General features: G+C 72.4%; 18 protein-coding genes. 3 read left to right on the forward strand and 15 right to left on the reverse strand.

Translation table 11 applies throughout. The features are described from left to right. Positions 1 to 66 precede the first annotated feature (66 nt). Entirely contained in the window at positions 67 to 882 is an 816-nt protein-coding gene (locus IM697_RS40465; protein WP_194041939.1) for an ABC transporter permease, read from the reverse strand. After that, the gene (locus IM697_RS40470) at positions 879 to 1,892 is read right to left on the reverse strand and encodes an ATP-binding cassette domain-containing protein (protein WP_194041941.1); all 1,014 of its coding nucleotides are present in this window, start codon (positions 1,890 to 1,892) and stop codon (positions 879 to 881) included. Before IM697_RS40470 ends, IM697_RS40465 begins: the two co-directional genes overlap by 4 nt. Positions 1,893 to 2,104: 212 nt before the next feature. Here IM697_RS40470 and coaA point away from each other — a divergent pair, with 212 nt between their 5' ends. Together coaA and IM697_RS40480 are read left to right on the forward strand one after the other, a co-directional pair. Continuing rightward, positions 2,105 to 3,073: a type I pantothenate kinase gene (coaA, locus tag IM697_RS40475; RefSeq protein WP_194041943.1), complete on the forward strand. Its 969-nt coding sequence runs from the start codon at positions 2,105 to 2,107 to the stop codon at positions 3,071 to 3,073. Between the two features lie 204 nt (positions 3,074 to 3,277). Continuing rightward, the gene (locus IM697_RS40480; RefSeq protein WP_194050085.1) at positions 3,278 to 4,948 is read left to right on the forward strand and encodes a hypothetical protein; all 1,671 of its coding nucleotides are present in this window, start codon (positions 3,278 to 3,280) and stop codon (positions 4,946 to 4,948) included. Positions 4,949 to 5,026: 78 nt separating this feature from the next. Here IM697_RS40480 and IM697_RS40485 read toward each other — a convergent pair whose 3' ends face one another. From IM697_RS40485 to rplM, 9 genes are all read right to left on the reverse strand, one after another. Next, positions 5,027 to 5,668, reverse strand: a complete 642-nt coding sequence (locus IM697_RS40485; protein ID WP_194041945.1) for a cutinase family protein — start codon at positions 5,666 to 5,668, stop codon at positions 5,027 to 5,029. A gap of 132 nt (positions 5,669 to 5,800) precedes the next feature. Continuing rightward, a complete protein-coding gene (locus tag IM697_RS40490; RefSeq protein WP_194041947.1) occupies positions 5,801 to 7,009 on the reverse strand; it encodes a PucR family transcriptional regulator in 1,209 nt (402 codons plus the stop codon). Positions 7,010 to 7,131: 122 nt separating this feature from the next. Beyond that, positions 7,132 to 8,094 carry an alpha/beta hydrolase gene (locus IM697_RS40495; RefSeq protein WP_194041949.1) on the reverse strand — a complete coding sequence of 321 codons (963 nt, stop codon included), beginning with the start codon at positions 8,092 to 8,094 and terminating at the stop codon, positions 7,132 to 7,134. Positions 8,095 to 8,116: 22 nt separating this feature from the next. Continuing rightward, positions 8,117 to 12,142 (reverse strand): type I polyketide synthase, encoded by a 4,026-nt coding sequence (locus IM697_RS40500; protein WP_194041951.1) that lies wholly within the window; start codon positions 12,140 to 12,142, stop codon positions 8,117 to 8,119. Continuing rightward, on the reverse strand, positions 12,139 to 14,118 hold the full coding sequence (locus IM697_RS40505; protein WP_228044367.1) for a fatty acyl-AMP ligase: 1,980 nt from the start codon (positions 14,116 to 14,118) through the stop codon (positions 12,139 to 12,141). Before IM697_RS40505 ends, IM697_RS40500 begins: the two co-directional genes overlap by 4 nt. A 158-nt stretch (positions 14,119 to 14,276) precedes the next feature. Continuing rightward, positions 14,277 to 15,803, reverse strand: a complete 1,527-nt coding sequence (locus IM697_RS40510; protein WP_194041953.1) for an acyl-CoA carboxylase subunit beta — start codon at positions 15,801 to 15,803, stop codon at positions 14,277 to 14,279. A 182-nt stretch (positions 15,804 to 15,985) separates the two neighbouring features. Further along, positions 15,986 to 17,344, reverse strand: a complete 1,359-nt coding sequence (gene glmM, locus IM697_RS40515) for a phosphoglucosamine mutase (protein WP_194041955.1) — start codon at positions 17,342 to 17,344, stop codon at positions 15,986 to 15,988. Between the two features lie 261 nt (positions 17,345 to 17,605). After that, a complete protein-coding gene (rpsI, locus tag IM697_RS40520) occupies positions 17,606 to 18,118 on the reverse strand; it encodes a 30S ribosomal protein S9 (RefSeq protein ID WP_194041957.1) in 513 nt (170 codons plus the stop codon). Between the two features lie 42 nt (positions 18,119 to 18,160). Further along, positions 18,161 to 18,604, reverse strand: coding sequence for a 50S ribosomal protein L13 (gene rplM, locus IM697_RS40525; protein WP_010036634.1), 444 nt, complete (start codon positions 18,602 to 18,604; stop codon positions 18,161 to 18,163). A 1,050-nt stretch (positions 18,605 to 19,654) separates the two neighbouring features. On the opposite strand from rplM, the gene IM697_RS40530 reads away from it, so the two are divergent. After that, the gene (locus tag IM697_RS40530; protein ID WP_194041959.1) at positions 19,655 to 20,539 is read left to right on the forward strand and encodes a hypothetical protein; all 885 of its coding nucleotides are present in this window, start codon (positions 19,655 to 19,657) and stop codon (positions 20,537 to 20,539) included. A 70-nt stretch (positions 20,540 to 20,609) separates the two neighbouring features. Here the strand turns inward: IM697_RS40530 and IM697_RS40535 are convergent, their stop codons facing one another. The 4 genes from IM697_RS40535 to IM697_RS40550 form a co-directional block, all read right to left on the reverse strand. Beyond that, on the reverse strand, positions 20,610 to 21,686 hold the full coding sequence (locus IM697_RS40535; RefSeq protein WP_194041961.1) for an NlpC/P60 family protein: 1,077 nt from the start codon (positions 21,684 to 21,686) through the stop codon (positions 20,610 to 20,612). A 17-nt stretch (positions 21,687 to 21,703) separates the two neighbouring features. Then, the gene (locus tag IM697_RS40540; RefSeq protein WP_019753111.1) at positions 21,704 to 22,186 is read right to left on the reverse strand and encodes a poly-gamma-glutamate biosynthesis protein PgsC/CapC; all 483 of its coding nucleotides are present in this window, start codon (positions 22,184 to 22,186) and stop codon (positions 21,704 to 21,706) included. Between the two features lie 69 nt (positions 22,187 to 22,255). After that, entirely contained in the window at positions 22,256 to 23,815 is a 1,560-nt protein-coding gene (gene pgsB / locus IM697_RS40545; protein WP_194041963.1) for a poly-gamma-glutamate synthase PgsB, read from the reverse strand. A 6-nt stretch (positions 23,816 to 23,821) separates the two neighbouring features. Further along, positions 23,822 to 26,089 (reverse strand): HAMP domain-containing protein, encoded by a 2,268-nt coding sequence (locus IM697_RS40550; protein ID WP_194050086.1) that lies wholly within the window; start codon positions 26,087 to 26,089, stop codon positions 23,822 to 23,824. Positions 26,090 to 26,119: the final 30 nt, after the last annotated feature.

Genomic DNA, 26,119 nt, shown 5'->3' on the forward strand with positions numbered 1-26,119 from the left:
TGTGAGACATGTGAAGAAAGAGCGCAGGAAGCGAACATTCTCCGTCACAAGTTGACCGAAAATCGCTTACGCCTTGGCTCGATAGGCCCGCATAGCCAACGGATAGAACACCACCGCAATCCCCGCAGCCCACACCAACGACCACATCACCGGCTCAGCCACGGCCCCGCCCAGCAGCAACCCCCGGAACGCATCCGACAGATGCGACACCGGATTCACGTCGCTCCACGCCTGCAACCACCCCGGCATCGTTTCCACCCTCACGAACGCGCTGCTGGTAAAGGTGATCGGGAAGATGAGGGTGAAGGCGAAGGCCTGCACCTTCTCCGCGTCCCCCGCCAGCATCCCGATCAGCACCGCGCTCCACGACACCGCCGCCGCGAAGAGCACCACCAGCAGCGTTCCGAGCAGGAAGCCGTCCAGCCCGCCGGTGATCCGGAAGCCGAGCAGCAGGCCCAGGCCGATCATCAGGAGCAGGGCCCAGACGTGCTTGGCGAGGTCCGCGGTGATGCGGCCGATGAGAGGGGCCGAGCGGGCGATCGGCAGGCTGCGCAGGCGGTCGAAGACGCCCTTGGTGAGGTCGGTGTTCAGGGCCATGGCCGTGTACATCGTCATGAACAGGGTGTTCTGGACGATGATCCCGGGCAGCGCGTACTTCAGGTACGCCTCGGGCGAGCCGGCCATCTGCCCGCCCAGTACATACGTGAAGAGGAACACGAACATGATCGGCGTGATGCTGTAGTCGACCAGCTCCAGCGGGTTGTGCTTGACCGCCACCAGGCTGCGCCACGCCATGGTGAACGTCTGCCGCAGCCCGTCCAGCGGTCGCACCCGCCCCGATTTGGTGATCGGCGCGGTGATGGTCGTGGTCGTGGCGGTCATGACCGGCTCACCGCCCTCTCCAGCTCACTCTCGTCCTCCCGTACGGCCGCCCCGCCGTCCCCCTCCGGTTCGCCGGGCTCGGCCCGGTGCCCGGTCAGGGCCAGGAACACCTCGTCCAGGGAGGAGCGGCGCAGCGCCAGCTCGCCCACCGCGATGCCCTCCCGGTCCAGCGTGCGCACGACGGACGGCATCAGCTCGGTGTCCTTCACCGGCGCGGTGATCGTCTCGCCCTCGATCTGGGTCTGTGGACCCGCCGCCTCGGTCACGAGCGCATGCACCCGCACAAGATCCTCGGCCAGCACCGGCCGCAGCTCCAGCACCTGCCCGCCGACCTGCGACTTCAGCTGGTCGGGCGTGCCCTCGGCGATTACCCGGCCCTTGTCGATCACCACGATGTCGTCGGCGAGCACATCGGCCTCGTTCAGATACTGCGTGGTCAGCAGGGCCGTCGCACCGTCCGCGACCAGGCCCCGCAGCAGGTCCCACAGCTCGCCGCGACTGTGCGGGTCGAGGCCGGTGGTGGGCTCGTCGAGGAAGAGGATGCTGGGCCGGCCGACCAGGCTGGCCGCGAGGTCCAGGCGCCTGCGCATGCCGCCGGAGTACGTCTTCGTGGCCCGGCCGGCCGCGTCCGCGAGCTGGAAGCGCTCCAGCAGCTCGGCCGCGCGCGCCTTCGCCGCCCGCCGGGGCAGCCCCAGCAGACGCCCGATGAGCAGCAGGTTCTCGGTGCCGGTCAGGTTCTCGTCCACCGCCGCGTACTGCCCGGTCAGCCCCACCATGGCCCGTACGACACCGGCCTCCCGCACCACGTCGTGACCGGCCACGTGGGCCCTGCCCCCGTCGGGCCGCAGCAGTGTCGCGAAGATCCGTACCGCGGTCGTCTTCCCCGCGCCGTTGGGACCCAGCAGTCCCAGCACCGTGCCCTTGCGGGCCCCCAGATCGACCCCGGCCAGCGCCTCGGTCTCCTTGAACCGCTTGACCAGGCCTTCCGCCTCTATCGCATACGTCGTCATGGGTCACCCCTCGTCACCCCTGATTACCCTGCTTGCTCACCCCTCGGGGTTCGTGGACCCGGCCTGGCCCACCTCTCCCACAACTGTGACGCACGCCACTGACATTCCCCGACTTGCCCGGATTTCTCCCGCCCGCCGCCGCGTGACGGATCCCACCTCACCGTCCGTTCGTCCTGCCGTAACAATGGACTGTGATCTCTCCGGTCTCCCCGATGCCCCGGAGCGCCCACCGGCAGCGGCCGGAGGCGACTCCCTACGTCGACCTCACCCGCTCGGAGTGGAGCGCGCTGCGTGACAAGACTCCGCTGCCGCTCACCGCGGAGGAGGTCGAGAAGCTGCGCGGCCTCGGCGACGTCATCGACCTCGACGAGGTGCGGGACATCTACCTCCCGCTCTCCCGCCTGCTCAACCTCTACGTCGGCGCCACCGACGGCCTCAGAGGCGCCCTGAACACCTTCCTCGGCGAACAGGGCTCCCAGTCCGGCACCCCGTTCGTCATAGGCGTCGCCGGCTCGGTCGCCGTGGGGAAGTCCACGGTCGCCCGGCTTCTGCAGGCGCTGCTCTCCCGCTGGCCCGAGCACCCGCGCGTCGAGCTGGTCACCACCGACGGCTTCCTGCTGCCCACCAAGGAGCTCCAGGCCCGCGGCCTGATGTCGCGCAAGGGCTTCCCCGAGTCCTACGACCGCCGCGCGCTCACCCGCTTCGTCGCCGACATCAAGGCGGGCAAGGACGAGGTCACCGCCCCCGTCTACTCCCACCTGATCTACGACATCGTCCCGGACCAGCGGCTCATGGTCCGCCGGCCCGACATCCTGATCGTCGAGGGCCTCAACGTCCTCCAGCCCGCCCTGCCCGGCAAGGACGGCCGCACCCGGGTCGGTCTCGCCGACTACTTCGACTTCAGCGTGTACGTCGACGCCAGCGCCCAGGACATCGAGCGCTGGTACCTCAACCGCTTCAAGAAGCTGCGCCAGACCGCCTTCCAGAACCCGAACTCGTACTTCCGCAAGTACACCCAGGTCTCCGAGGACGAGGCCCTCGACTACGCGCGCACCCTCTGGCGCACCATCAACAAGCCCAACCTGGTGGAGAACATCGCCCCCACCCGCGGCCGCGCCACCCTGATCCTCCGCAAGGGCCCGGACCACAAGGTGCGGCGGCTGAGCCTGCGCAAGCTGTAGCCCCGCCGTGACGCGGGTCTGTCCGCCCGTGACAAGGCCGAACCGGAAATCTGAGTTCCTGTCAGCACCCGCTGAGCGGGGCGGGGCCCGGCCTCTAGCGTCCGTGACATGGACACGATTTGCAGCAGGAAAAGCAGGGAGAACAGGGAGAACAGGAAGAGCGGGAAGCGTGGGAAAGGAACGTGGCGCGGTGGCGCGCTCGCGGTGCTGCTGACCGCGGGGACGCTCACGGCGGCGGCCCCCGGTGCCCGCGCGGACGGGGCGCGGACCGAGACACCGGTGGCGGTGGGGTCCGCGGTCGCCGGGGTGCGCGAGTCCGTGGTGCGGGTGAAGGCGCCGTTGCCCGAGTCGGCGGGGCCCCGCCCGGCCGCGTGCGACTGGCTGTCGTATCTGCGCTACCGCGCCGCCGACGGTCCGGCCGCCTCCGCCGACGCGGACCGGATCCTCGTCGCCCAGCCGGGCATCCTGGAGGGCGCCGGGGCCTTCGACAGCGTCGCCCGCAACACCGTGGCGGCAGCCGCCGAGCAGGGCCGGCACATCGAGTTCTGGGCGCTGGACCGGCGCTCCAACTGCCTGGAGGACCGCACCGGCATCGCCTCCGGCGACCAGCACACGGCCGTCGACTACTACTACCGCGGCAAGCAGGTCGACGGCCGGACCTTCGAGGGCTTCGCCGGCAACGAGAAGCTGGGGTGGATGGCACGGCTCGGCATCGAGCGGACCGTCCGGGACCAGTACGACCTGCTCACCGCCGAGTTGCCCGACCAGGCACTGCGCAAGCGCAAGGTGCTGTGCGGCGGGCACTCGCTGGGCGGCGTCGTCACCGGCTACTTCGCCACCGCCGACTTCGACGGCGACCCGGCGACCACGGCCGACGCCGGGTACAACCAGTGCGCCGGCTACTTCGCCCTCGACACCACCGTCTCCACCTCGCTCGCCGACCTCAGCGGCAGCATCCCCGACGACACCAACCTGCCGGACATCGGCCTCGGCCACGGCGTCGTACAGGCCGGCCTCGACAGCGGAGTGCTGCCACGGTCGCTGTCCGCGCCGGTGCTACTCAACCCCGAGACCATGACGCTGCTCGCGATCGCCGGGATGGGCGCCGTACGCGATCCCGGCGCCGAGGCCGACCTGCCCCGCTATCTGCCGTCCAACCTCAACATCGAGGCCACCAACCGCTTCCTGTTCTCCAAGGACACCGCCGCCTTCCTCACCGGCTCCCCCGGCGTGAAGGACTTCCGGCTCACCAACGAGGCGGTCCTGGGCGCCCTGCTGGACGACCACTCCGTACCGCTCGCCTTCCTGCAGAGCAGCGTCGGGTTCTTCGACGGCGGGCCGGTCGCCGACAAGAACTTCCCCGCCGCCAACGGCTCCCAGGAGCAGCCCGGCCTGTTCGGCACGGAGTACAAGGCGATCCCGGACCGGCCCGAGGGGCCGCTGTACACCTGGCGCGATTACGACCGTGTCGGTGACGCCGACGACCCCGGATACCGGTCGGCCGACGGCACGCCCTTCACCGACGCGGGCAAGGAGGTCACCGACATCCAGGAGCTGGCCCGGAGCCTGGCCCAGCAGCCGCTGGACTTCACCGAGCAGTACTTCCCGACCAAGCTGGTCACCGATCTGGAGCTGGCCACCTCACCGCAGGTGAAGCGGCTCGTCGTGCATCCCGGCGGGCTCACCGCCAACCCCACCCTGACCGTGCTCGCGGGCGACGGACTCCTGGCCGGCCGCGTCCCGGCCGACCTGCACCCCGTGGTCGCCGACGGCTACCAGCACCTCGACGTGCTGACCGCGGCGCCGGTGCAGAACGACGGCCGGCCCGAGCCGGTCTCCACCAACCTCGCGCGGTTCGCCGGGGACCCGCGATAGCCGTACGACAGCCATGTGCACAGGTAGGGCGGCCCGGGAAGTCGAACCTCCCCGGGCCGCCCTCGTGCGCCGTACGGCTCAGACCTTGCCCGCCGCGAACGTGGCGGCGGCGTCCGCGTCGGCCGTGTAGCCGAGGTGTGCGCCCACGTCGTTCCCGCCGTTCTCACAGATGGGGTCGCCCTTGGCGCAGAAGTCGATCGTGCGGCTCTGGTAGACGCCGGTGACGCTCTTGCCGATGGCCCGGATCGGGTTGCCGAACAGCAGCACCGCGGCGACCTTCGGCTCGACCGCGGCCGGCAGGGTGGCCACGATGGGGCTGCCGACCACCGCGCCGGCGCTGCTGATGCCGATCGAGTTGTCGACGACGTTCGCGCCCTGCGAATAGCCCACGAGAATGAACCGCTGGTTCGGGCACGCGGATGCCTGCCCGTTGACGTGATTCACCAGATCCGCGTTTCCCTGTGCGGCCGACGTGGGGGAAAGATCCGCCGGGTAATTCACCTTGTAGCTGGAAAGGCTTTTGCCGGTCAGTTTCTTCTGGAGTGCGGAGTACACCGGATCGCCGACGATGAAGCCGAGCGTGCCCGGCTCGAAGGTGCCACGAGCAGCGACGACCTCGATGTCCGAGCAGGCCGCGGCCGACGCCGAGGGCGCCGTGAGGGTGGCGACCGAGGCCCCGCCGAGCAGTGCGAGCGCGGCGAGACACGAACGAATACGCATGGGCCTTCCTCCATGTGGGGAGCGCATGACGCGCCTGCGGGAAAGGAGGCCCCGAAGGTATTCGCCCGGCTCTGCCGGGTGTTATGGACGGGAGAAAGAAAAGCGGCAGCTTTTTCTTCGCTCAATGAGTAGTCACTGAAGAGATTCCGCGCGCAGCGCGAGCACGAGGTCGAGGCGGCTCCCCGGGTCGTGCAGGGTGTCGCCGAACAGCTTGTCCAGCTGGCGCAGGCGGTAGCGGACCGTCTGCGGGTGGATGTGCAGCCGGGCGGCGACATCGGGCACGTTGCTGCCGCTGAGCAGCCAGGCCAGCAGCGTCTCGGCGAGCCGGGCACGCTGTCCGGCGGAGACCTCGTCGAGCGGGGCAAGGGCGGTGGCGCGGAGTTCGGCGAGCAGTGGTTCGTCGGCGTGCAGCAGCAGGGTCGACAGGTGGTCGGCGCACCGCACCACACCCTGCCGGGGCAGGATTCCGCGCCCCATCAGGCCCAGCGCCCGGGTGGCCCAGCGCAGCGACTGCGCGGCCTCGGTGAGCGGGACCGTCGGCCCGATCGCGGCGGGACGGCCGCGCAGCGCGAGCGTGAAACCGCGGCCGGCCCACCGCCCGGATCGGTCGGGGTCGGGCACCAGCATGCGCGGCGGCCGGGACTCCATGTCCACCAGGGCCCCCGCCATGGACAACGGCCGCTCCTCCTCGCCCTGTTCGGCGGCGGCCGCGAGCGCGACGACGGCGACCTGCCGCGGCACCGGCCACCGGGCCTGGTGCGCCAGGTCCTGCACGGCCTCCACGGCCACCGGGCCCTCGCTCAGCAGCAGGCCAAGGAGCCGTCTGCGGCGGCGCTCCAGCTCGTCCGTACTGCGCAGCTGAGCCTCCGCGTGGCCGGCGGCGGCCGCCTCAGCGACCTCGTGCACCGTGCGGAAGGCGAGCTCGCCCAGCGCGGCCACGACCGTCGAGTCCAGCCCCAGTTCCTCCGCGGTGCGGCCCAGCAGCCGCCAGGCGTGCATGCCGCCGACGCGCAGCGCGGACTGCAAGGGGTCCAGTCCGCGGCCCTCCAGGGCCTCGCCGCGCCCGAGTTCGTAGTACGTCGCCGCGATCGACTCCCCGTTGTCGCGCGGGTCGGCGATGTGGTCGACGAACAGGGTGAGCGCCTGCACCACCCCGTCCCGCAGCCGCTTGCGGTAGAGGTCGTCCCCGGGCCGCGCGTACTCGGGAACGCGGCTGCGGACCTCCGCCTCCACCTCGTCGGCCACGCCCTCCAGCCGGGCGCGCAACAGCTCCGCGAGGCCGGGCGGCAGGGGCACGGCCCCGCGGGCCTCCGGCACCTCGTGCGGGGTGGGAACAGCCATCGGGGACACTCCTTTCGCCCGGAAGCGACCCGCCCGCGCGCTGTTGCCCGTGGGACGAGTGGGACGTCCTGGGTTGGACGGACGTCCCCTCCGCTCCGTTCCGTGCCCCCACGGCACCGACATCACTCCGGCACACCCAGAGCGTCGGCGAGGATCGGCCACGACGCCGTGAACTCCCCCTTCCAGTACGCCCAGTCGTGTCCCCCTCCCGGGTAGAAGTGAGTGGTGGCCGGGATGCCCCTGCGCGCGAGCGCGGCGGCGAAGCCGCGGGCCGAGGGCCACAGGGCGCTCTCCAGCGCCTCGGGCAGCCAGTCGCCGATGCCGCCGGCCAGTCCGCTGCCCTGCGAGACGTACAGGGCCGTGCCGCGCAGCCCCTCGGCGCGGGCGCGCGGGTTGAAGTCCCGCCAGGTGAGGAGGTTGAGGAACGGGTTGCCCCACAGGGAGGCCGGTGACAGTCCCTCGCGGGCGACGATCGCGTCCACGATGGTCGGCACGCCGGGCGCGGTGGTGTCGAGGACGCCGCTGTAGGAGGCGGCGGCGGTGAAGGCGCCCGGGTGGCGGGCCGCGTGCGCCATCGCCCCGTAGCCGCCCGTCGACACGCCGGCGACGGCCCGTACGCCGGAGGCCCGGTAGTCCCGCGCGAGCAGCGCCGGCACCTCCTCGACCTGGAACGTCTCGTAGTCCAGGCCGTCGCGCCAGGCGGTGGGAATGCCCGTGGGGCCCGCGTCCGGCATCGCCACGATCAGGTCCCGGCCCTCGGTGAAGGACTCGATGTCCGTCTCCCGGGTCCAGGAGGTGTAGTCGTCGTGGGCGCCGTGCAGCAGATACAGCACGGGGTACGTCCGCCCGGCGGCCGTGTCGAAGCCGGACGGCAGGATCAGCCGCACCGGCGCGCTGCGGCCCAGGGCGGCGGAGGGCACGGCGAGGTCCAGGGTGCGCGGGCCCAGCCGGGTGGCCGCCCGGGCGCGGGTCGTGCCGGTCGTGGCGCCGAACAGGACGGCCAGTCCGGCGGCGGCCGTGGCCTTGGCGGCGGTGCGCCGGGATACTCCGGTGGCTCCGATGACTCTCGTGGTGCGGCGGGGCATGGCGGCTCCTCGGGGTTCCGGTTCAGGGGGATGGGGCGTGCGGGTCGAGCACCCGGCCCAGATGGGCGGCGATCTCGTCGACGTACGGCGGGTCGAGCAGCGCCAGATGGTGGCCGGGCACCCGGACGACCTCCAGGTCCGGGCACACCTCGTCCCAGCCCAGCGCCTCGTCGTCCCGCTCGTAGGCGGGGTCGCGCACGGTGTGCGGGGCGGGGTCGGTCGCCCGGTAGAGGACCACGCGCCCGTCGTACCGGCCGGGGCGGTGCGCCTCGCCGATCCGCAGGTCCAGGTAGGAGGCGCGCTGGTGCTCCAACGCGGCGCCCGGCACGTCGGCGGCCGCGCTCAGCGCCTTCAGCACGGCGTCGATACGGTGCTCGTCGTCGTCCATGGCCACGAGGTCGTCGTACGGCAGCTCCAGCCGGACCCCGTAGGCGTCGGCCACGTGGGCGGCGAAGCCCTCGAAGTGCGCCCGGACCCGGTCCGCCGGCGCCGGGCCGGGGTCGACGAGCGGGCGTACGGAGTCGATGAGCACCAGCAGCCGTACGTCCCGTCCCGCCTCGGCGAGCTGCCGGGCGGTCTCCTGGGCGACGAAGCCGCCGAAGGACCAGCCGCCCAGCAGGACGGGCCCGTCGGGGTGCGCGGCGGTGACAGCCTCGGCGTACCGCCGCGCCTTGTCCGGCACGGTGCGGGCCTGCTCGATCCGGTCGAGTCCGAACACCGGCTGGTCGGCGCCGAGTCGCTCGGTGAGCGTCCGGTACACGGTGGTCGGTCCCCCGGCGGCGTGCACGAGGAACAGGGGAGGACGGGAGCCGGTGGCGCGTAGGGGACGCGGGCACACGCCACCGGCCGACTGGGGAAGCGCCCGCTCGACGCGGTCGGCGGCGTCGGCGACGGTGGCGGCGCCGAGCAGGTCGCGCAGGGGCAGCTCGATACGGAACTCGCGCTCCAGGGCCGTACGGACGCGGACCGCCATCAGCGAGTCGAGGCCGAGGTCGGCGAGGGCGGTGTCCGGCGTGACGCGGGCCGGCGGATGGCCGCTGACGGCGGCGATGTGGTGGCTGAGGCGGGCCAGGAGCGGGGAGGGATCCGGACCTGGATGCGCGGTGCCCTCGGTGGCGCTCGCCTGGTCCGCGAGGCCGCCGGCCCGGGCACCCGTCAGCCCCGCAGCCGACGCGGTTCCCGCCCACGTCCTCCCGTCCGTCCACCAGTACCGCGCGTGACGCCAGCGCGGCCCGGGTACGTCGACGACCCGGCCGGGCGGCAGTGGCAGGCGCTGTCCGGCCGCGTACAGCGCGCCCAGTTGTGCGGCGAACGCGGCCGATCCGTCGGCGTCGCGGCGCAGTGTGGCCAGGGCGAGGGAGCCGGGCGCGGAGTCGGTGACGGCGCCCGCGAGGACGGGGTGCGGGGAGATCTCCAGGAAGGCGGTGTGACCGTCGGCCGCTGCCGCCGCGACGGCCCGGTCCAGGCGAACCGGCCGCCGCAGGTTGGCGACCCAGTGGGCGGCGTCGAAGGTGCTCGTACCGCGCGGGTCGTCCAGGACGGTGGAGTACACGGGCAGCCGCGGCCGGCGTCCCGTCACACCGGCCAGCCCGTCGGCGAGTTCCGGCAGCAGCGCGTCGACCTGCGGGGAGTGCCCGGCGCCGACGACCCGCATGGACCGGGCGGCCCGGCCCTCCTTCTCCAGCCGCCGCACCAGCCGGCCCACCGCCGCCTCCTCCCCGGTGACGACCTTCTGCCGGGGAGAGGAGTGCACGGCGACGTGGACCCCCGGGAAGTCCTCTTCGAGGCGCCCGAGTTCGGAGTCGTCGAGGTCGACGACGGCCATCGCCCCGCCCCGCAGTCCGCTCAGCAGCCGGGCGCGTACGGCGATGACGCGCGCGCCGTCCGACACGTCGAGGGCGCCCGCGCACACGGCGGCGGCCACCTCGCCCATGGAGTGACCGATCACGGCCGCGGGCTCGACACCGTACGAACGCCACAGTTCCGCGAGCGCCAACTGGACCCCGAACAGCAGAGGCTGGGCGGTCTCCAAGCGGTCCAGGCCGGTGCCGGACGTCAGGTGGTCGTACAGGGACAGTCCGCCGCACTCGGCGGCGAGCTGCGGGTCGAGCTTCTCCACGGCGGCGGCGAACGCGGGCTCCTCCTCCAGGAGCCGGCGCCCCATGCCGGGCCACTGGCAGCCGTAGCCGGAGAAGACCCACACCGTGCCGCCCCGGCCGACGAGGTCACGGTCGCCGGTGACGACCCGCCCGTCCGGCCGCCCGGCCGCCAGTGCACGCAGCGCGTCGGCGAGTTCGGCCCGGTCGCGGGCGGCCACGGCGGCGCGTACGGGTCCCCGGCCGGTGCGTCCGGCGAGGGTGCGGGCGATGTCGGCCGGGTGCGCGGCGCTGGTGTCCAGCCAGTCGGCGACCCGGGCGGCGGTGTCGCGCACCCGCTCGGCGTCGGCGTCGGAGAGGAGGTGCAGCCGGACGGCGGGCTCGTCGGCCGACGTCGGCGAGGGGCCGACGGGACGCCATTCCTCCAGGACGGCGTGGGCGTTGGTGCCGCCGAAGCCGAACCCGGAGACCCCGGCGGTGGCCGTGCCGCCGTAACGGGGCCACGGCTCGGGCTCGGTCACCACCCGCAGCCGGTCGTCGCCGAGCGCGCTGCCGTCCGCGCAGTGCGGGGAGGGCGGGATGACGTCGTGGTGGAGGGCGAGCACCGTCTTGACCAGGCCGGCGATGCCCGCGGCCGACTCCAGGTGACCGAGGTTGCCCTTGACGGAGCCGAGCAGCAGCGGCTGGTCGGGGTCGCGGCCGCCGCCGAGCACCGAGGCGAGCGCACCCGCCTCGATCGGGTCGCCGAGCGGGGTGCCGGTGCCGTGCGCCTCGACGAAGTCGACGTGCGCCGGGGTGAGCCCGGCCCGCGCGTAGGCGGTCTCCAACAGGGCCCGCTGCGCTGCCGGATTGGGGGCCATCAGCCCGTTGGACCGCCCGTCGGAGTTGACGGCCGTCGTACGGATCACCGCGAGCACCCGGTCACCGTCCCGCTCGGCGTGCGACAGCCGCTTCAGGACCACGGCCGCGCAGCCCTCGCCGCGCCCGATGCCGTCGGCGGCGGCCGAGAACGGCTTGCAGCGCCCGTCGGGCGCGAGGACGCCCGCCCGCTCGAAGGCGACGGTGACGGCCGGCGACAGCAGCAGGTTGACCCCGGCCGCGATCGCCGTCTCGCTCTCGCCGGCCCGCAGGCTGACGCAGGCGTGGTGCACGGCGACCAGCGAGGAGGAGCACGCGGTGTCCACGGCCAGGCAGGGCCCGCGCGTGTCCAGGACGTACGCCAGCCGGCCCGCGGTGACGCTGAGGGCCGCGCCGGCCGGCGCCCACGGGTCGACGGCGGCCGGGTCGGCGCCGGTGAGCTGGCCGTACTCCGGCGCGGAGACGCCGACGAAGACGCCCGTGGCCGTTCCCGCGAGGGACGCGGCCGGGACGGCGGCGTGGTCGAGCGCCTCGTGGACGACCTCCAGCAGGATCCGCTGCTGGGGGTCCATCACCGCGGCCTCGCGCGGCGTGATGCGGAAGAAGTCCGCGTCGAACCCGGCGATGTCGTCGAGATAGCCGCCGTACGGATGCGCGTCGGCGGGCGGAAAGGCGGTGAAGTCGCGCCAACGGTCCTCCGGCACCCGCCGAACGGCATCCCCGCCCTGGCACAGCAGCCGCCAGTAGTCGCCCGGCCCGTGCACCCCGCCGGGCAGCCGGCAGCCGACGCCGACGACCGCGACGGGCTCTCCCGGCGCGCCGGGCGCCATGACGAGCGGCGCGGGTCCGGGGGCCGTACCGCACAGCCGCGCCACCAGCGCCTCACCGGTCGGCGCCTCCCACAGCAGCGTCGGCGGCAGCTCGCACCCCGTGACCCGGGACAGCTCCCCGGCCAGCGCGACCGCGTCCCGCGACGACATGCCGAGCTCCGCGAGCTGCCGGTCCATCGGAACGTCCTCGGCCGCCGAACCGTGCCACGAGGCCACCCGCTCGGCGATCACCCGCCGCAGCACGTCCGCGTCGACGGCCCTCATCCTGCGGCCTCCGCGGTGTCGTCGGCGGCGGAGGAGGGTAGTGCGGCGTGCCGCGTGGCCCGGTCGGTGGCAGGGGTGTGCCGCGTGGCCGGGTCGGTCGGTGACGTCCGCCGCGTGCTCGTCTCGGTGACAGGCAGGTCGTTGGGTCGTGCGTCGGTGCGGGACGTCTCGCCCGCCGTCGTGCCGTCCAGCGGCGCGCCGCCCGCCCCCACCTCGGCACCCCCCGTATACGCCCCCTCCAGATACCGCCCCCGCGTCAACGCACGCGACACCTTGCCGCTGGAGGTGCGGGCGACCGTCCCCGGTGGGACGAGTACGACGTCGTCCAGCCGCAGGCCGTGCCGGGCGGAGACGGCGCCGCGTACGGCGCGGGCCACAGCCGGTACGTCCAGGGCGGTCAGGGTCGCGGTGCGCACGTGCTCGGCCACGATCACGACCCGCTCCCCCGCGGCCCCGGGCACGGCGAACGCGGCGAGCCGGTCCCGTCGTACGGCCGGGTGCGCGTCCTGAGCCGTGGCCTCCAGGTCCTGCGGGTAGTGGTTGCGGCCGTCGACGATGACGAGGTCCTTGAGGCGGCCGGTGACGAGCAGTTGCCCGTCCAGCACCGCGCCCAGGTCACCCGTGCGCAGCCAACGGCCGTCCGGCGCGTCCCCGGTGTCCGCGAACCCGGCCCCGAAGACCCGCTCGCTCTCCTCCGCCCGGTTCCAGTAACCGCGCCCGACGTTGGGACCCTGCACCCATATCTCGCCGACCTCGCCCTCGGGCAGGACGGCCCGACCGGCGGGGTCGGCGATGCGGACGCGCTGCCCCGCCGGGGTCCCGCAGCCGGCCAGCAGCACGGCCCTGGGGTCGTCGGGCCGCGCGGGCAACGCCTTCCCGGCGGCGAGCGCGTCGCGGTCCAGGGCGAAACGGCCGAGCGGTGCGCCGGGCCGGGCGGCGCTGACGAAGACGGTGGCCTCGGCGAGCCCGTACGAGGGGCAGTGCGTCGTGGGCGCGAGCCCCTGGTCGGCGAAGGCGGCGTGGAAGCGGTCGGCCGTGCCGGGGCGCACCGGCTCGCTGCCGTTGATCAGCGCGGTGACCCCGTCGAGCCGGAGGTCCGCCTTCTGGGCGTCGGTGACGGCGGACGCGCAGTAGTCGTACGCGAAGTTGGGCGCGGCGCTCACGGCACGCGGATGCGCGCCGAGCAGCCTCAGCCAGCGCACGGGCTCGTGCAGAAAGGCGGCCGGGTCCATCAGCACCGACAGCAGCCCGCGCACCACCGGCGCGGCCACGCTGAGCACCAGCCCCATGTCGTGGTAGAGCGGCAGCCAGCCCACGCACGTCACGGGGTGGGCGTCGGCGCCGTACGCGGTCAGCGCCTGGCGGGCGTTGGCGACGACGTTGGCGTGGGTGATCTCCACTCCGGCCGGGGCGCGGGTCGAACCGGAGGTGTACTGGAGATAGGCGGTGGTCGCGGCGTCGTCCGGGTCGGCCGGGCGCCATCCCCGGGCGTCGTCGTCGGCCACCTCGTCGACGCAGACGACCGGCGTCCGGTCCCGTCCGCCCGCCACCCCCGCCAGGAAGTCCCGCACCTCCTGCCGGGCCCGGCTCGTGGTCACGACGGCCGCCGGGCGCGCGTCGGCCAGGACTCCCGCCAGCCGGTCCGCGTGCCCCGGCAGGCCCGGCGGATACAGCGGTACGGCCACCATCCCGGCGGCCAGCACCCCGAGGAACCCGGTGACGTACTCCACCCCCTGCGGACACGGCAACGCGATCCGCGCCCCCGGCTCCGCGACCTCGGCGAGCCGGGCGGCGAGCGCGCGCACGCGCAGGTCCAGGCGCCGCCAGGTCAGCGTGCGGTGGACGCCGCGCGAGTGCGGCGCGGGGTGGTCGACGAAGGTGAACGCCCGGCGTTCCGGGGCGACTTCGGCCCAGTGCCGCACGCACTGGGGCAGGGTCTGGCAGGCGGGCGTGAGCGGGGGGCGGCGACTGTCCATCTGGCGTGGCTCCTCACGTCCGGGATCGGCTGGGCGAGCGACTGCCGGTCCAGGCGGGTCAGATGCGTGGGGGATGCGTGGGGGACTGTGCGGGCGGGCGGGCGGGCGGACCGTCGCGGGGCGTTGCACACGCCCTCGGGCCCCTCCCCTCCCTCCGGTCAGAGCGGGATGTTGCCGTGCCTGCGCTGCGGCAGGGGCGCGCGTTTGCCGCGCAGGGCGCGCAGCGCGCGGCTGATGTGGTCGCGGGTGTCGCGGGGCGCGATGACGCCGTCGACGTAGCCGCGTTCGGCGGCGAGGTAGGGCGTGCCGTGGGTCTCTTCGTACGCGGCGACCAGTCGGGTCCGCAGCGCCTCGGGATCGTCGGCGGCGGCCAGTTCACGTCGGTGCAGGACGCCCACCGCGCCCTCGGCGCCCATCACCGCGATACGGGCGGTGGGCCAGGCGAGGTTGATGTCGGCGCCCAGGTGCTTGGAGCCCATCACGGCGTACCCGCCGCCGTACGCCTTGCGCACCACGACCGTGACCTTGGGGACGGTCGCCTCGGCGTAGGCGTACAGCAGTTTGGCGCCGCGCCGGATGATGCCGCCCCGCTCCTGCCGTACGCCGGACAGATAGCCCGGCACGTCGGCGAAGGTCAGCAGCGGGATCCCGAACGCGTCGCAGAACCGCACGAAGCGCGCGGCCTTCTCGGAGGCGTCGATGTCGAGGACGCCGGCGGCGTGCAGCGGCTGGTTCGCGACGACGCCGACCGACTGCCCCTCGACGCGGGCCAGGGCACAGATGATGTTCGGCGCGAACAGCTCCTGCACGTCGAGGAGTTCACCGTCGTCGACGACCGCCCGCAGGATCTCCCGCATGTCGTAGGCCTGCCCGATCCGGTCCGGGACGACCGAGTCGAGCAGGGCCCCGTCCGGGGCGCCCCCGGGCGCGTACTCCGGGGGCCGCTCCAGGTTGTTCGCGGGCAGATACGACAGCAGATCGCGTACGACGTCCAGGGCGTCCTGCTCGTCGGCGGCGAGGAAGTGCGCGTTGCCGTTGACGGCGTTGCTGGTGCGGGCGCCGCCCAGTTCCTCGGCGGTGGCCCGCTCGCCGGTGACGGCTTCGATGACGTCGGGGCCGGTGACGAACATGTGCGAGGCGCCGTCGACCATCACCGTGAAGTCGGTGATCGCGGGCGAGTAGGCGGCTCCGCCCGCGCACGGCCCCAGCACCACGGAGATCTGCGGGATCACCCCGGACGCCTGCACATTGCGGCGCACCAGCTCGGCGTAGAGGGCGAGCGAGGCGACGCCCTCCTGGATGCGGGCGCCGCCGGAGTCGTTGAGCCCGACGACCGGGCAGCCGGTCTTCAGGGCGAGGTCCATCAGGGCGACGGTCTTCTCGCCGAACGCCTCGCCCATGCTCCCGCCGAACACGGAGGAGTCCTGGGCGAAGACGCACACCCGGCGCCCGTCGACGGTGCCGTACCCGGTGACGACACCGTCGCCGTAGGGGCGCCGGCCGCCGTCGCCGGTCGGCCGGGCCCGCACGAACAGCCCGGTCTCGCTGAAGGACCCCTTGTCGACCAGCCGCTCGATCCGCTCCCGGGCGCCGAACTCCCCCCGCCTGCTGGTCCCGCCGCCCCGTACCGCCCGCTCCTCGCGGCAGCCCAGATCGGCGATGCGCCCGGCGGTGCCTCCGGCCACGTGCGCAACCTCATTCGTCACAACCACCTCCGAAGTGGTTGTCGAATATGGCAGCGCGAGCGCGGGCGGCTGGGCGAATCAGGGTGGCGTGTGGGGGATTTGAGTCCTCGGCAAGACCTTTTCATCCGGTCGTGACAAGGGACGACCGGAACCTCGACACCACAAGGGGCGCTCCCCGGGGACTACCCGAGCGCGGACTTCACCGAGTCGGCCAGCCGCCCCGCCACCGACCGGGCCTGATCGATGTCCGCGGCCTCGACCATGACCCGCACCAGCGGCTCGGTACCGGAGGGCCGGAGCAGCACCCGGCCGGTCTCCCCCAGCTCCCGCTCCGCCTCGGCGACGGCGGCGGCGAGCTCGGCCGAGCTCGCGACCCGCGACCTGTCCACGTCCGGCACATTGATCAGCACCTGCGGCAGCCGCTCCATGACGGACGCCAGCTCCCGAAGCGTCCGTCCGGTCTCCGCGACCCGCGCCGCCAGCAGCAGCCCGGTCAGGGTGCCGTCACCGGTCGTGGCGTGATCGAGGATGATGACATGCCCGGACTGCTCGCCGCCGAGGGCGTAGCCGTGCTCCTTCATCTCCTCCAGCACATACCGGTCACCGACCGCGGTCTGCACCAGCTTCAGGCCCTCGCGCTCCAGCGCCAGCTTGAACCCGAGGTTGGACATCACGGTCGCCACGACGGTGTCGGCCCGCAGCGCGGACCGCTCCCGCATGGCCAGCGCGAGGACGGCCAGGATCTGGTCGCCGTCCACCTCCTCGCCGGTGTGGTCCACGGCGAGGCACCGGTCGGCGTCCCCGTCGTGCGCGACGCCGAAGTCGGCACGGTGTTCGAGGACCGCGGCCTTGAGCTTGTCGAGGTGCGTGGATCCGCAGCCGTCGTTGATGTTGAGCCCGTCCGGCTCGGCACCGATGGTGACGATCTCGGCCCCGGCCCGGGTGAACGCCTCCGGCGACACCCCCGCCGCCGCGCCGTGCGCCTCGTCGAGGACGACCTTCAGCCCGTCCAGCCGGTTGGGCAGGACGCCGACGAGATGGCCGACGTACTCGTCGAAGCCCTCGTCGTACGACCGCACGCGCCCGACGCCCGAGCCCGTCGGCCGCTCCCAGGGCTCACCGTGGCGGTGGGCCTCGTACACGGCCTCAATCCTGTCCTCCAGCTCGTCGGCGAGCTTGTGGCCGCCGCGGGCGAAGAACTTGATGCCGTTGTCGGGCATGGCGTTGTGGCTGGCGGAGAGCATGACGCCGAGGTCGGCGCCGAGCGAGCCGGTGAGGTGGGCGACGGCGGGCGTCGGCAGCACGCCGACCCGCAGCACATCGACACCCGCGCTCGCCAGACCGGCCACCACGGCGGCCTCCAGGAACTCCCCGGACGCGCGCGGGTCCCGTCCGACCACCGCAGTCGGCCGATGGCCCTCGAAGGTGCCCGCCTCGGCCAGTACGTGCGCCGCCGCCACGGACAGACCGAGCGCCATCTCGGCCGTCAGATCCGCGTTGGCGACGCCACGCACGCCGTCCGTGCCGAAGAGTCGTCCCACTTGTCCTCCTGAGGAAACATCAGTTCCGAAAGCGGAGCCGGCGCTCGCTGTGTCGCACACCGCCGGTGGCTCCCGCTTCCAGGCATTCCATGCCTGGGCATCGGATCACACAAGCCTTTGAACTTCTGAACATCTGAACGTCTTGTGCCGTTATACGCCCGAGCCCGGGGATAAGACGAACGCCCCGGCGGCACTGTGGCGTGCCGCCGGGGCGTTCGGAGTACCGCGGTGTACCGGAGTACGAGCAGAGGCAGCCTGCGCTTAGCGCTTGCTGTACTGCGGGGCCTTGCGGGCCTTCTTCAGACCGGCCTTCTTGCGCTCGACCGCACGGTCGTCGCGCTTGAGGAAGCCGGCCTTCTTCAGCGGGCCGCGGTTGTTGTCGATGTCGGCCTCGTTCAGCGCGCGGGCGACACCGAGACGGAGCGCACCGGCCTGACCGGAGACACCGCCACCGGCGATACGGGCGACGACGTCGTAGCGACCCTCGAGCTCAAGAACCTTGAACGGCTCGTTGACCTCCTGCTGGTGCACCTTGTTCGGGAAGTAGTCCTCGAGCGTCCGCCCGTTGATCTTCCACTTGCCGGAACCCGGCACGATGCGAACGCGCGCGATGGCGTTCTTACGACGACCCAGGCCGGCGGCGGGCTGGGGCTCACCGAAGCGCGAGCCGAGGGACTCGGAGGTGTACTCACCCTCCACCGGAACCTCGGACTCGGTGGTGTAGCTGTCGATGTCAAGCTCTTCGAGCGGCTGCTCGGCAGTGGTCTCGGCCACGATTCTCCTCAGATTCTCTTCAGTCTTAGGGGGTGGCCGGACTTACTGCGCGACCTGGGTGATCTCGTACGGCTGCGGCTGCTGCGCGCCGTGCGGGTGCTGGTCACCCTTGTAGACCTTCAGCTTCGAGAGCATCTGACGGCCCAGAGTGTTCTTGGGGAGCATGCCCTTGACGGCCTTCTCGATGGCCTTCTCGGGGTTCTTGTCGAGGAGCTCGTCGTAACGGACGGAGCGCAGACCACCCGGGTAGCCGGAGTGGCGGTACGCCATCTTCTGGGTCCGCTTGTTGCCGGAGAGGTGCACCTTGTCGGCGTTGATGATGATGACGAAGTCACCAGCGTCGACGTGCGGGGCGTAGATCGGCTTGTGCTTGCCCCGGAGGAGCGTCGCAGCAGTGGTGGCGAGACGACCCAGGACAACGTCCTGGGCGTCGATGACGTGCCACTGGCGCGTCACATCGCCGGGCTTGGGGCTGTACGTACGCACGGTTCGTAGCCTTCGCTTCGAGTGAATGGTCCTGAACAGGTCACCGAAACGATCACGACAGCCTGGACCGCACGGCGGCGACGCATACCGCGTAGTGGGGTCGCTGGTCATCGGCCCGGTGGACCGGTGTAAGGGCCCGTCCCGTGAGAATGAGCAAGCCAATACACAACGAACATGCAGGATACCTGCGGCGCCACGGCCGGGTCAAAACGGGCCCTCACCCACCGGGGCCAAGCCATACGAACCGACACCGAGCGACCCCACCGCCGCGACCGCCCCGCTCCACTCCAGGAAACACCCACACGACAACAGCCCCACCCCGACCCCACCAGCACCACTTACCGGCGCCCCACTTCCCCACTGCTCCCCCGCCGGCACCACAGCCACCCCACCCCCGAACACCACCCACCAGTCACCCAGCCCCCTCCGCCCCTCCCCGCACCAGCACCAGCACCAGCACCAGCACCAGCACCAGCACCAAAGCCACCCCGCACCACCCCGAACGGCCCACCAGCCACCCCGTCCCCGAACACCGCCCACCAGCCGCCCAGCCGCCCAGCCGCCCTCCCCGCCCCACCACCCGCCCGCACCACAGCCGCGCCCCGCCCCGGCCGCACCGTCACTCCCTCACCCCGCCCACCCCAACGCCCCCAGAGCCCAGCCTCGCGGCCGACCGAGTCGGGTGGTGGGTGGGCGAGGCCGGGGGTCCAGGGGGCGGAGCCCCCTGGCGGGGTCGAAGGGGCGGAGCCCCTGGAGGACGGGACGGGTAGGGGCGGCGGGGGCGAAATCCACCCCCGGTACGCCGACACCACACCCGCCACCGTTACCACCGAACCACACAGCGTCACCGCACTCGGCATATGGAGGAAGTGTGAGACGTCATACGACGGACCCCCGGCCGGCCGCACCACCGCACCCCCACACCACGCAGCACATCGCACCAACCACCCCCAGATGTCGCTTTTGCACCCGCTCACTACGTGAACGCCAGGTGCCCATGCGCCCCTTGAGGCGGACCGGCACACCCCACGGCCGTCTAAGATGCGCCCCATGAGCTACGGGCAGCAGGGGGGACCCCAGTCCCAGTGGGATCCCTGGAAACCGCATTCCCAGCAGCCGTGGAACGACGGCGCCGATCAGACCCCGGACTGGGCCGCGCTCGCCGAGGCCTCCGAGACCCGCAACAAGCGGCGCCGGCTGCTGTTCATCGGCGGCGGCGCGCTCGCCACCGTCGCCATCGGTGCCGCCGTCGCCGTGGCCGTGGTGTCCGCGAACGACAGCAACTCCGCCTCGAACAAGCCGGCTTCGGACCTGCCCGGAACCGCGACCCTGCCGGGCGAGTCCGCCGCGGCCCCGTCCTTCGCGCCGACCAGCGCCCCGCCGCCGCTGGACCCGAAGGACTTCGTGTCCAGCAAGAACAAGGACACCGCCCCGCTCGGCGCGCAGATCCTCTTCCCGGGCACACAGCTCACCATGGGCGACACGGTGTACAAGAAGGGCGCGACGGACGACACCAAGAGCTGCTCCGCGGTCACCAGGGGCGGCCTCCCGAAGATCCTCACCAACAGCGACTGCACCCGCTTCATGCGCGTCTCGTACGTAAAGGACGGCATCGCGGTGACGGTCGGCGTGGCGGTCTTCGACAACGCGGCGCAGGCCACCAAGGTCAAGGGCCAGGTCAACACCCAGAAGGACATCATCAGGTCGCTGTCCGGCAAGGGCATCAAGGACTTCTGCACCTCGTCCATCTGCCTGTCGACCGCCAACTCCTACGGCCGTTACGCCTACTTCACCATCTCCGGCTTCACCAGCGGCCGGGACGTGACGGAGAAGGACACGAAGGTCTACCAGACCGGCGACGACCTGGCCGAGTTCACGTTCCGCCAGATCCGCAGGCGGGGCGAGGCACAGGCGTCGGCCGCGGCCAACGAGTAGCGGCGCCCGAACGAGTAGCGGCGGTCGACGAGAAGTCGACCGCCGCTCGCGTACTCGCCCGCGCTGACGCCTACAGGCGCTTCGCGCTCCGCAGCGTCTTCGCGTAGTAGCCGTTGCCGTCGAGCCGGGACACGCCGCCGACGTCGCCGATGGTGGGCCCGTTGACCTCCTCGCGGCTCGACACGAAGATCAGGTGCCCCTCGGTGTCATGGCCGAGGACCATGCCGACGTGGTCGAGCCGCTCGCCGGTGCGGGTGTCGAGCTTGAAGAAGGCGAGGTCACCCGGCTGGAGCTGGTCGATGGCGGACGGCCGGTCCTTCGCCGTGACGCCGGCGAGCGGCAGGATGTCGACGCCCACCTTGGAGCGGGCCATGCCGTTGGCGGTGCGCGGCAGCCCGTCGCCGGAGTTGTCCGAGGACATCAGGGGGAAGCGGGCCCGGTAGCCCAGCACCATGCGGATGAAGCCCGAGCAGTCGATGGAACGGGCCCGCGCACCCTCCGGCTGCCCCACGACACCGTCCCGGAAGGGGTACTGCACCCCGAGGTAGTCGTAGAAGTCGGACTGCTCCAGACGCAGGTCGCCACCCTCGGCCCCGCTCGTGTTCAGCGGACCGAAGTTCGCGTCACCGGCGTAGACGGTGCCCTGCGCGTCCTTCTTCTCCGGCGCGCCGGCCACGTACTGGAAGGCGAACGCGAAGACGTCGTCCTCCTTGCTGTCCTTGTACTCGGCGTACCAGTCCTTGAACCACTTCTGCCCCTCCGCGCCCTTCTTCCAGGGCTCCGGCATCAGCCGCACCCAGTCGGTGGTGCTGACCTTGGAGGCGGTCGAGGTCGGCTCCTGGAAGGTGCGGGCCGGACCGGTCAGCGTCGCGGTGCGCGCGCCGTCCGTGAACACGGCCTTGATCTGGCCGTCGGACCCGCGCAGCACGGACCGCTCCGGGTTCTCCAGGCGGGACCAGGTCTCCTTGCCGGTGGCCGTCGAGCCGCCGGTGCTGCGGCCGCCCTCCAGGACGCCGACGTTGCGCACCTCGGTGACGCCCTGTTCGTCCTGCTTGCGCAGCTCCAGCGTGAGGTAGCCGGAGGTACCGACGAGTGCCAGCAGTACCAGGCCCGTGACGACGGGCCGCGACTTCTTCTTCCCTGCCATCGTTTGCTCCTGGGTTCTCAGACGGTCGGCATGACGCCGAGCAGCAGGCCGGCGGCGACGACGATGTAGGCCATGAGGGAGACGGTGCCGGTGGCCAGCAGCGTGGCCCCCTTGGGCTGGCGCACCATCTGGTAGGCGATCAGGCCCGGCACGATGAAGCCGAGCGTCTGGTTGCCGTACAGCAGCGGGAACTCGATCGAGAGCACGATCATCACCGTGGCCTGCAACAGCACGCCCAGCAGCACCACCGCGGCGAACAGCCGCTTGCCGTAGAGGATCACCAGCCGCTGCATGATCTTGGTGCCGCCGTAGGTCAGGGCGGTGACGCCCACCACCATCGCCGCGCGCTGCAGGTCCTCGATGAGGGTGAGCGCCAGCCAGCCGGGCGTGATCATGCCGCCGGGCGACAGGTTGGTCGTCAGGTAGCACAGCAGCGAGAAGAACAGGCCTATGGCGATGCCCAGGGCGGCCATCTCGGGGGTCAGGGCAGCGGTGGTCAACGGGGTCTCCGGACGAAGGGGTACGGGTGCGGGTGCGGGTGCGGGACGGGCGGTGGCCGACGGGCCGGGTCAGGCGCGCGGCGGGTGTCCCCCTCCGTCGTCGTACGGCTGCTGCTCCGGTCCGGCGTCGTAGCCGTAGCCGTACGGCTGCTGCTCATCGGGCCCGTGCGAGGGCTGGCGCGGGGCACGGAACCACTCCGAGGCCACCGGTTGCCCGCCGTGGCCGTACTGCTGTGCCTCGCCGTGGTACTGGCCCTCGCCGTAGGCACCGGCCGCCCCGGCGTACGCCCCCGGCGCCTGGGCCGGGATGGTGATCACCGGGATCTCCTGGGTCTGCGAGGCCTGGTACCGCTCCTCGTAGGCCATGGGGTACGAGGCGTACGGGTCCAGGCGCTGCGGCTGGTGCGGCGCGGCGGCGACCGTGGCGTCGGCCTCGTCCGTGTCGCTCTCGTCCGCGGGGAGCTCGGCGAGGTACTCCAGGAGTTCCTCGCCCTGGCCGTGGATGTTGCCGATGGCGACCAGGGAGGAGCCGTCGGACATCCGGCCGAGCAGGGCCGGCATGAACTCGTCCGCCGAGCGGCGCTCGCCGCCCAGGTCGACGGCGCGGTCCCGCCAGTCGGCGGGGATGGCGTCGATGGCGCTCTTGGACGGGTGGCCGATGACGAAGACATTGTCCGGCCGCAGATCGGGGATGATCTCGCCCATCTGCCCGTTGCGCTCCACTCGGTCCGGGCGGCAGTTGATCACCACGTTCAGCGGGCGGCGGATCGCGCCGAGGTCGAGGAGCTGGTTGATGTTCATCAGCGTCGACTCGGGGTCGTTGGCCGCGAACACGTTGGCGAAGGCGAGCCGCCGGCCCTCGGGCGTGACGTACTTCTCCACGGACAGCACACCGGGGTCCGGCGGGGCGTCGTACATGCCCTGGAGCGCGACCTTGCGCTCGACGCCGAGCAGGTCGGCCACGACCAGGGCGATGGCGACGTTCTCCTTGAAGGTGAACCAGCTGAAGCCGCGCAGCTCCTCGTCGGTGACCGTCTCCGGGTCGGCGTAGACCAACTGGCAGTTCCGGGCGTCCGCCTCCTCCTGGAGGATGTGGAAGCGCTCCTTCTCGGCGGTGACGCAGATGCCGTCCTCCGGCATCGAGCGGCACAGCGAGCGGGCCACGTCGTCCAGGGTGGGTCCCATCTCGGCGAGGTGGTCCTCGCGGACGTTGCACAGCACGCCGATCGTCGAGCGGATCAGCTTGCTCTGGTTGACCTCCTGGAGGGCCGGCATGACCGCCATGCACTCGATGACGAGGGCGTCGGGGCGGTAGGTGGCGGCCCGGCGGACGATGCCGATCTGCTCCACCACGTTGGCGATGCCGAACTTGCGGTAGACCGGCTCCTCCGTGGCGTCCGGGTGGATGAAGCGGGCCGCGGTGCCCGTCGTCTTGGCCACGGTGACCAGGTCGCCGCCGCGCAGCGCGCCCGCGCACAGCCGGGTGATGGAGGACTTGCCGCGGATGCCGTTGACCAGCACCCGGGAGGGGATGGTGTGCAGGGCGGCGTAGTGCCTGCGCTGCTCGATGATGCCCGCGATCAGCAGGCTCACCCCGCCGATCAGCAGCACGAAGTAGAGGTACAGCACAGCCGGTCACCTTCCTCCGGCGCCGAGCCGGGGCTCGGCACTCCGGCGCGCCTGGTTCTGCCTGCGGGCCTGCAACTGCTGGCGGACCAGTTCCAGGCTGCGGACGACGGCCCCGACCTCGTCGTGGTAGCGGGGGTACAGCACGGTCTTGAGGTCGCCGTCGGCCAGCTTCTCGGCGCTGGCCGCGAGGGCGCGCAGCGGCCGGACCACGACCAGGTGGATCCAGCCCAGGCAGACCACGATCAGCGCGAGCCCGAGCATTCCGGCGAGCACGCTGCGGTCCTCGCGCTCGTACGGGGCGATCTCGAAGTGCTTGGCGTTCTGCCAGCTCACGACGGTCCAGCCGATGTCGGCGGCCACACCGCCGCCGGAGAAGGGCGCCGCGGCGGCGACGGTGACCGAGCGCCCCTCGCGGATCAGCAGCCCGTTCTCCACAGGGCCCGCGCCGACCCGCACGCCGCCCGCCCGCACGAGGTCGGTGAGCGAGTCGCGCGGCAGTCCCTCGAAGGCGAGGAAGCCGTCGCTGGCGGCGATCGTCCTGGCCTTGGTGTCGACCACGCGTACCTCGCCGAGCCCGGGCCGGTTCAGCAGCGAGTTCAGGAACTCCACCCGTACCTCGCCGACCAGGGTCATGCCCTTCTTGTCCGGTACGGCGGCCCCGGCCTGGATGACCGGCTTCTTGCCGCCCTCGCCGGCCACCCGGACGAGCGAGGCGCCCGCTTCCCCGGCCTCCTCGCCGGTGCTCCAGTCGGCGTTCGGCTCGGCACCGGCGCGGGCGAGGACGTCGCCGCCCTCGTCGACGACGTACAGGGAGCCGTAGCGGGTGTGCTTGCGCAGGGCGTCGTCGAGCACGCCCGTGGTGGCGTCGGGGTCGTCGGCGTCGATCAGCCGGGAGATGGAGGCGAGGTCGGCCTGGGCCTCGTTGAGGGCTCGGCGCACCCGGTCGGCGACGAGGTCGGTGCGGTCGCGCTGGTCGTTGACCATGGTGCTGGGCACGCTCACCGAGGCGTCCGTGCGGTTGAGCAGCAGACCGACCGGCACGCACCACAGCAACAGCAGCACGGCGGTCAGCGCCAGCGGCACCCGCAGCCCGAGCCGGCCCCTGCGGCCCCGGCCGTCCTTGGCGCTGGTCTCGGCTCCGCCGCCGGAGAGCTGCGTGCGCAGCCGCTCCAGGGCGGCGCCGATACGGGCGGCCTCGCCCCAGCGGGGTACGGCGACGGGGCGGGTCAGATCGCCGCGGGCCAGCCGGCGGGACTCCAGGAAGAGCGCCAGCAGGGGGCGCTGCACGGCCATCCACAGCAGGGCCGCCGCCAGCAGTCCGAAGACCACCAGGACGCCGGCCACCACCAGCCCGTACAGCTCCCGCTCCTGTCCGACGGCCTTCTCCTGCACCACGGGCAGCAGGGCGACGACGGTCAGCCCGAGGCCCGCGCCGACGCTCTGGCGCTGCTCGGGGTCGGAGGAGGCGAGGGAGGCGTATCCGACGGTGGCGATACGGCCGTTGTAGGTGTCGCCGAGCAGGGTCCCGCTGACGCCGGGGTAGCCGCGGGAGCCGGGCTCCCGGGCGCTGATGGGGTCCTGCTCGGTCTCCTTGGCGGCCCGGTCGGCGAGCCGAGTCATCTGCTTGCGCAGGTGGTCCAGTTCCTCACGCGCCGTGTCCGAGGTGAGTGCTTCCGCCTGCGCAAACCCGGCCGTGGCGAGGACCTCGCCGTCCCGGGTCACGACCGCCATGGAGCGGTCGACCCCCAGGTTCAACGGGGGCACGGCCAGGCTGTTGGACGCGATCAGCAGCTGCTGCGGCCGGTCCTTCCAGTCGAGGACCACCATGGTCATCAGCCGTACGTCACCGGTCTTCAGCCGCACCATACGGGGCTTCAGCGCGTTCTCGCCGGTGAGGACGTCCCTGTCCAGCCAGGCAAGCGGAATCGATTCGCCACGGGCGGCGAGCACGGCCCCGCTCTCCAGGTCCAGCACCGTGGTGCCGGTCCACTTCTGATACGTCCGGCTCAGATCCGACAGCACGCGCTCCGGATCCGTAGGCTCTCCGGCCTTCAACGCGTCCGCCATGCGGTTCAGATCGGTGACCCGCTCGTCGATGGACGCACGCAGCGCAATGGCACCGTCCTGGGCGAAGTACTGCTGCGAGTTCAGCACCGCCTTGGGCACGGCCGGCTCGCCGGCGGGACCGAGCACCTTGGCAGTCAGCGCGGCCAGGGCCAGGATCAGCAGGCACAGCAGCGCGATCGGCGGTCGTATACCGCCCAGCAGCGGCATGTCCGCGCGTCTGCGCAGGCGTCGCCGACC

The sequence above is a fragment of the Streptomyces ferrugineus genome (assembly GCF_015160855.1).
Taxonomy (GTDB): Bacteria; Actinomycetota; Actinomycetes; order Streptomycetales; family Streptomycetaceae; genus Streptomyces; species Streptomyces ferrugineus.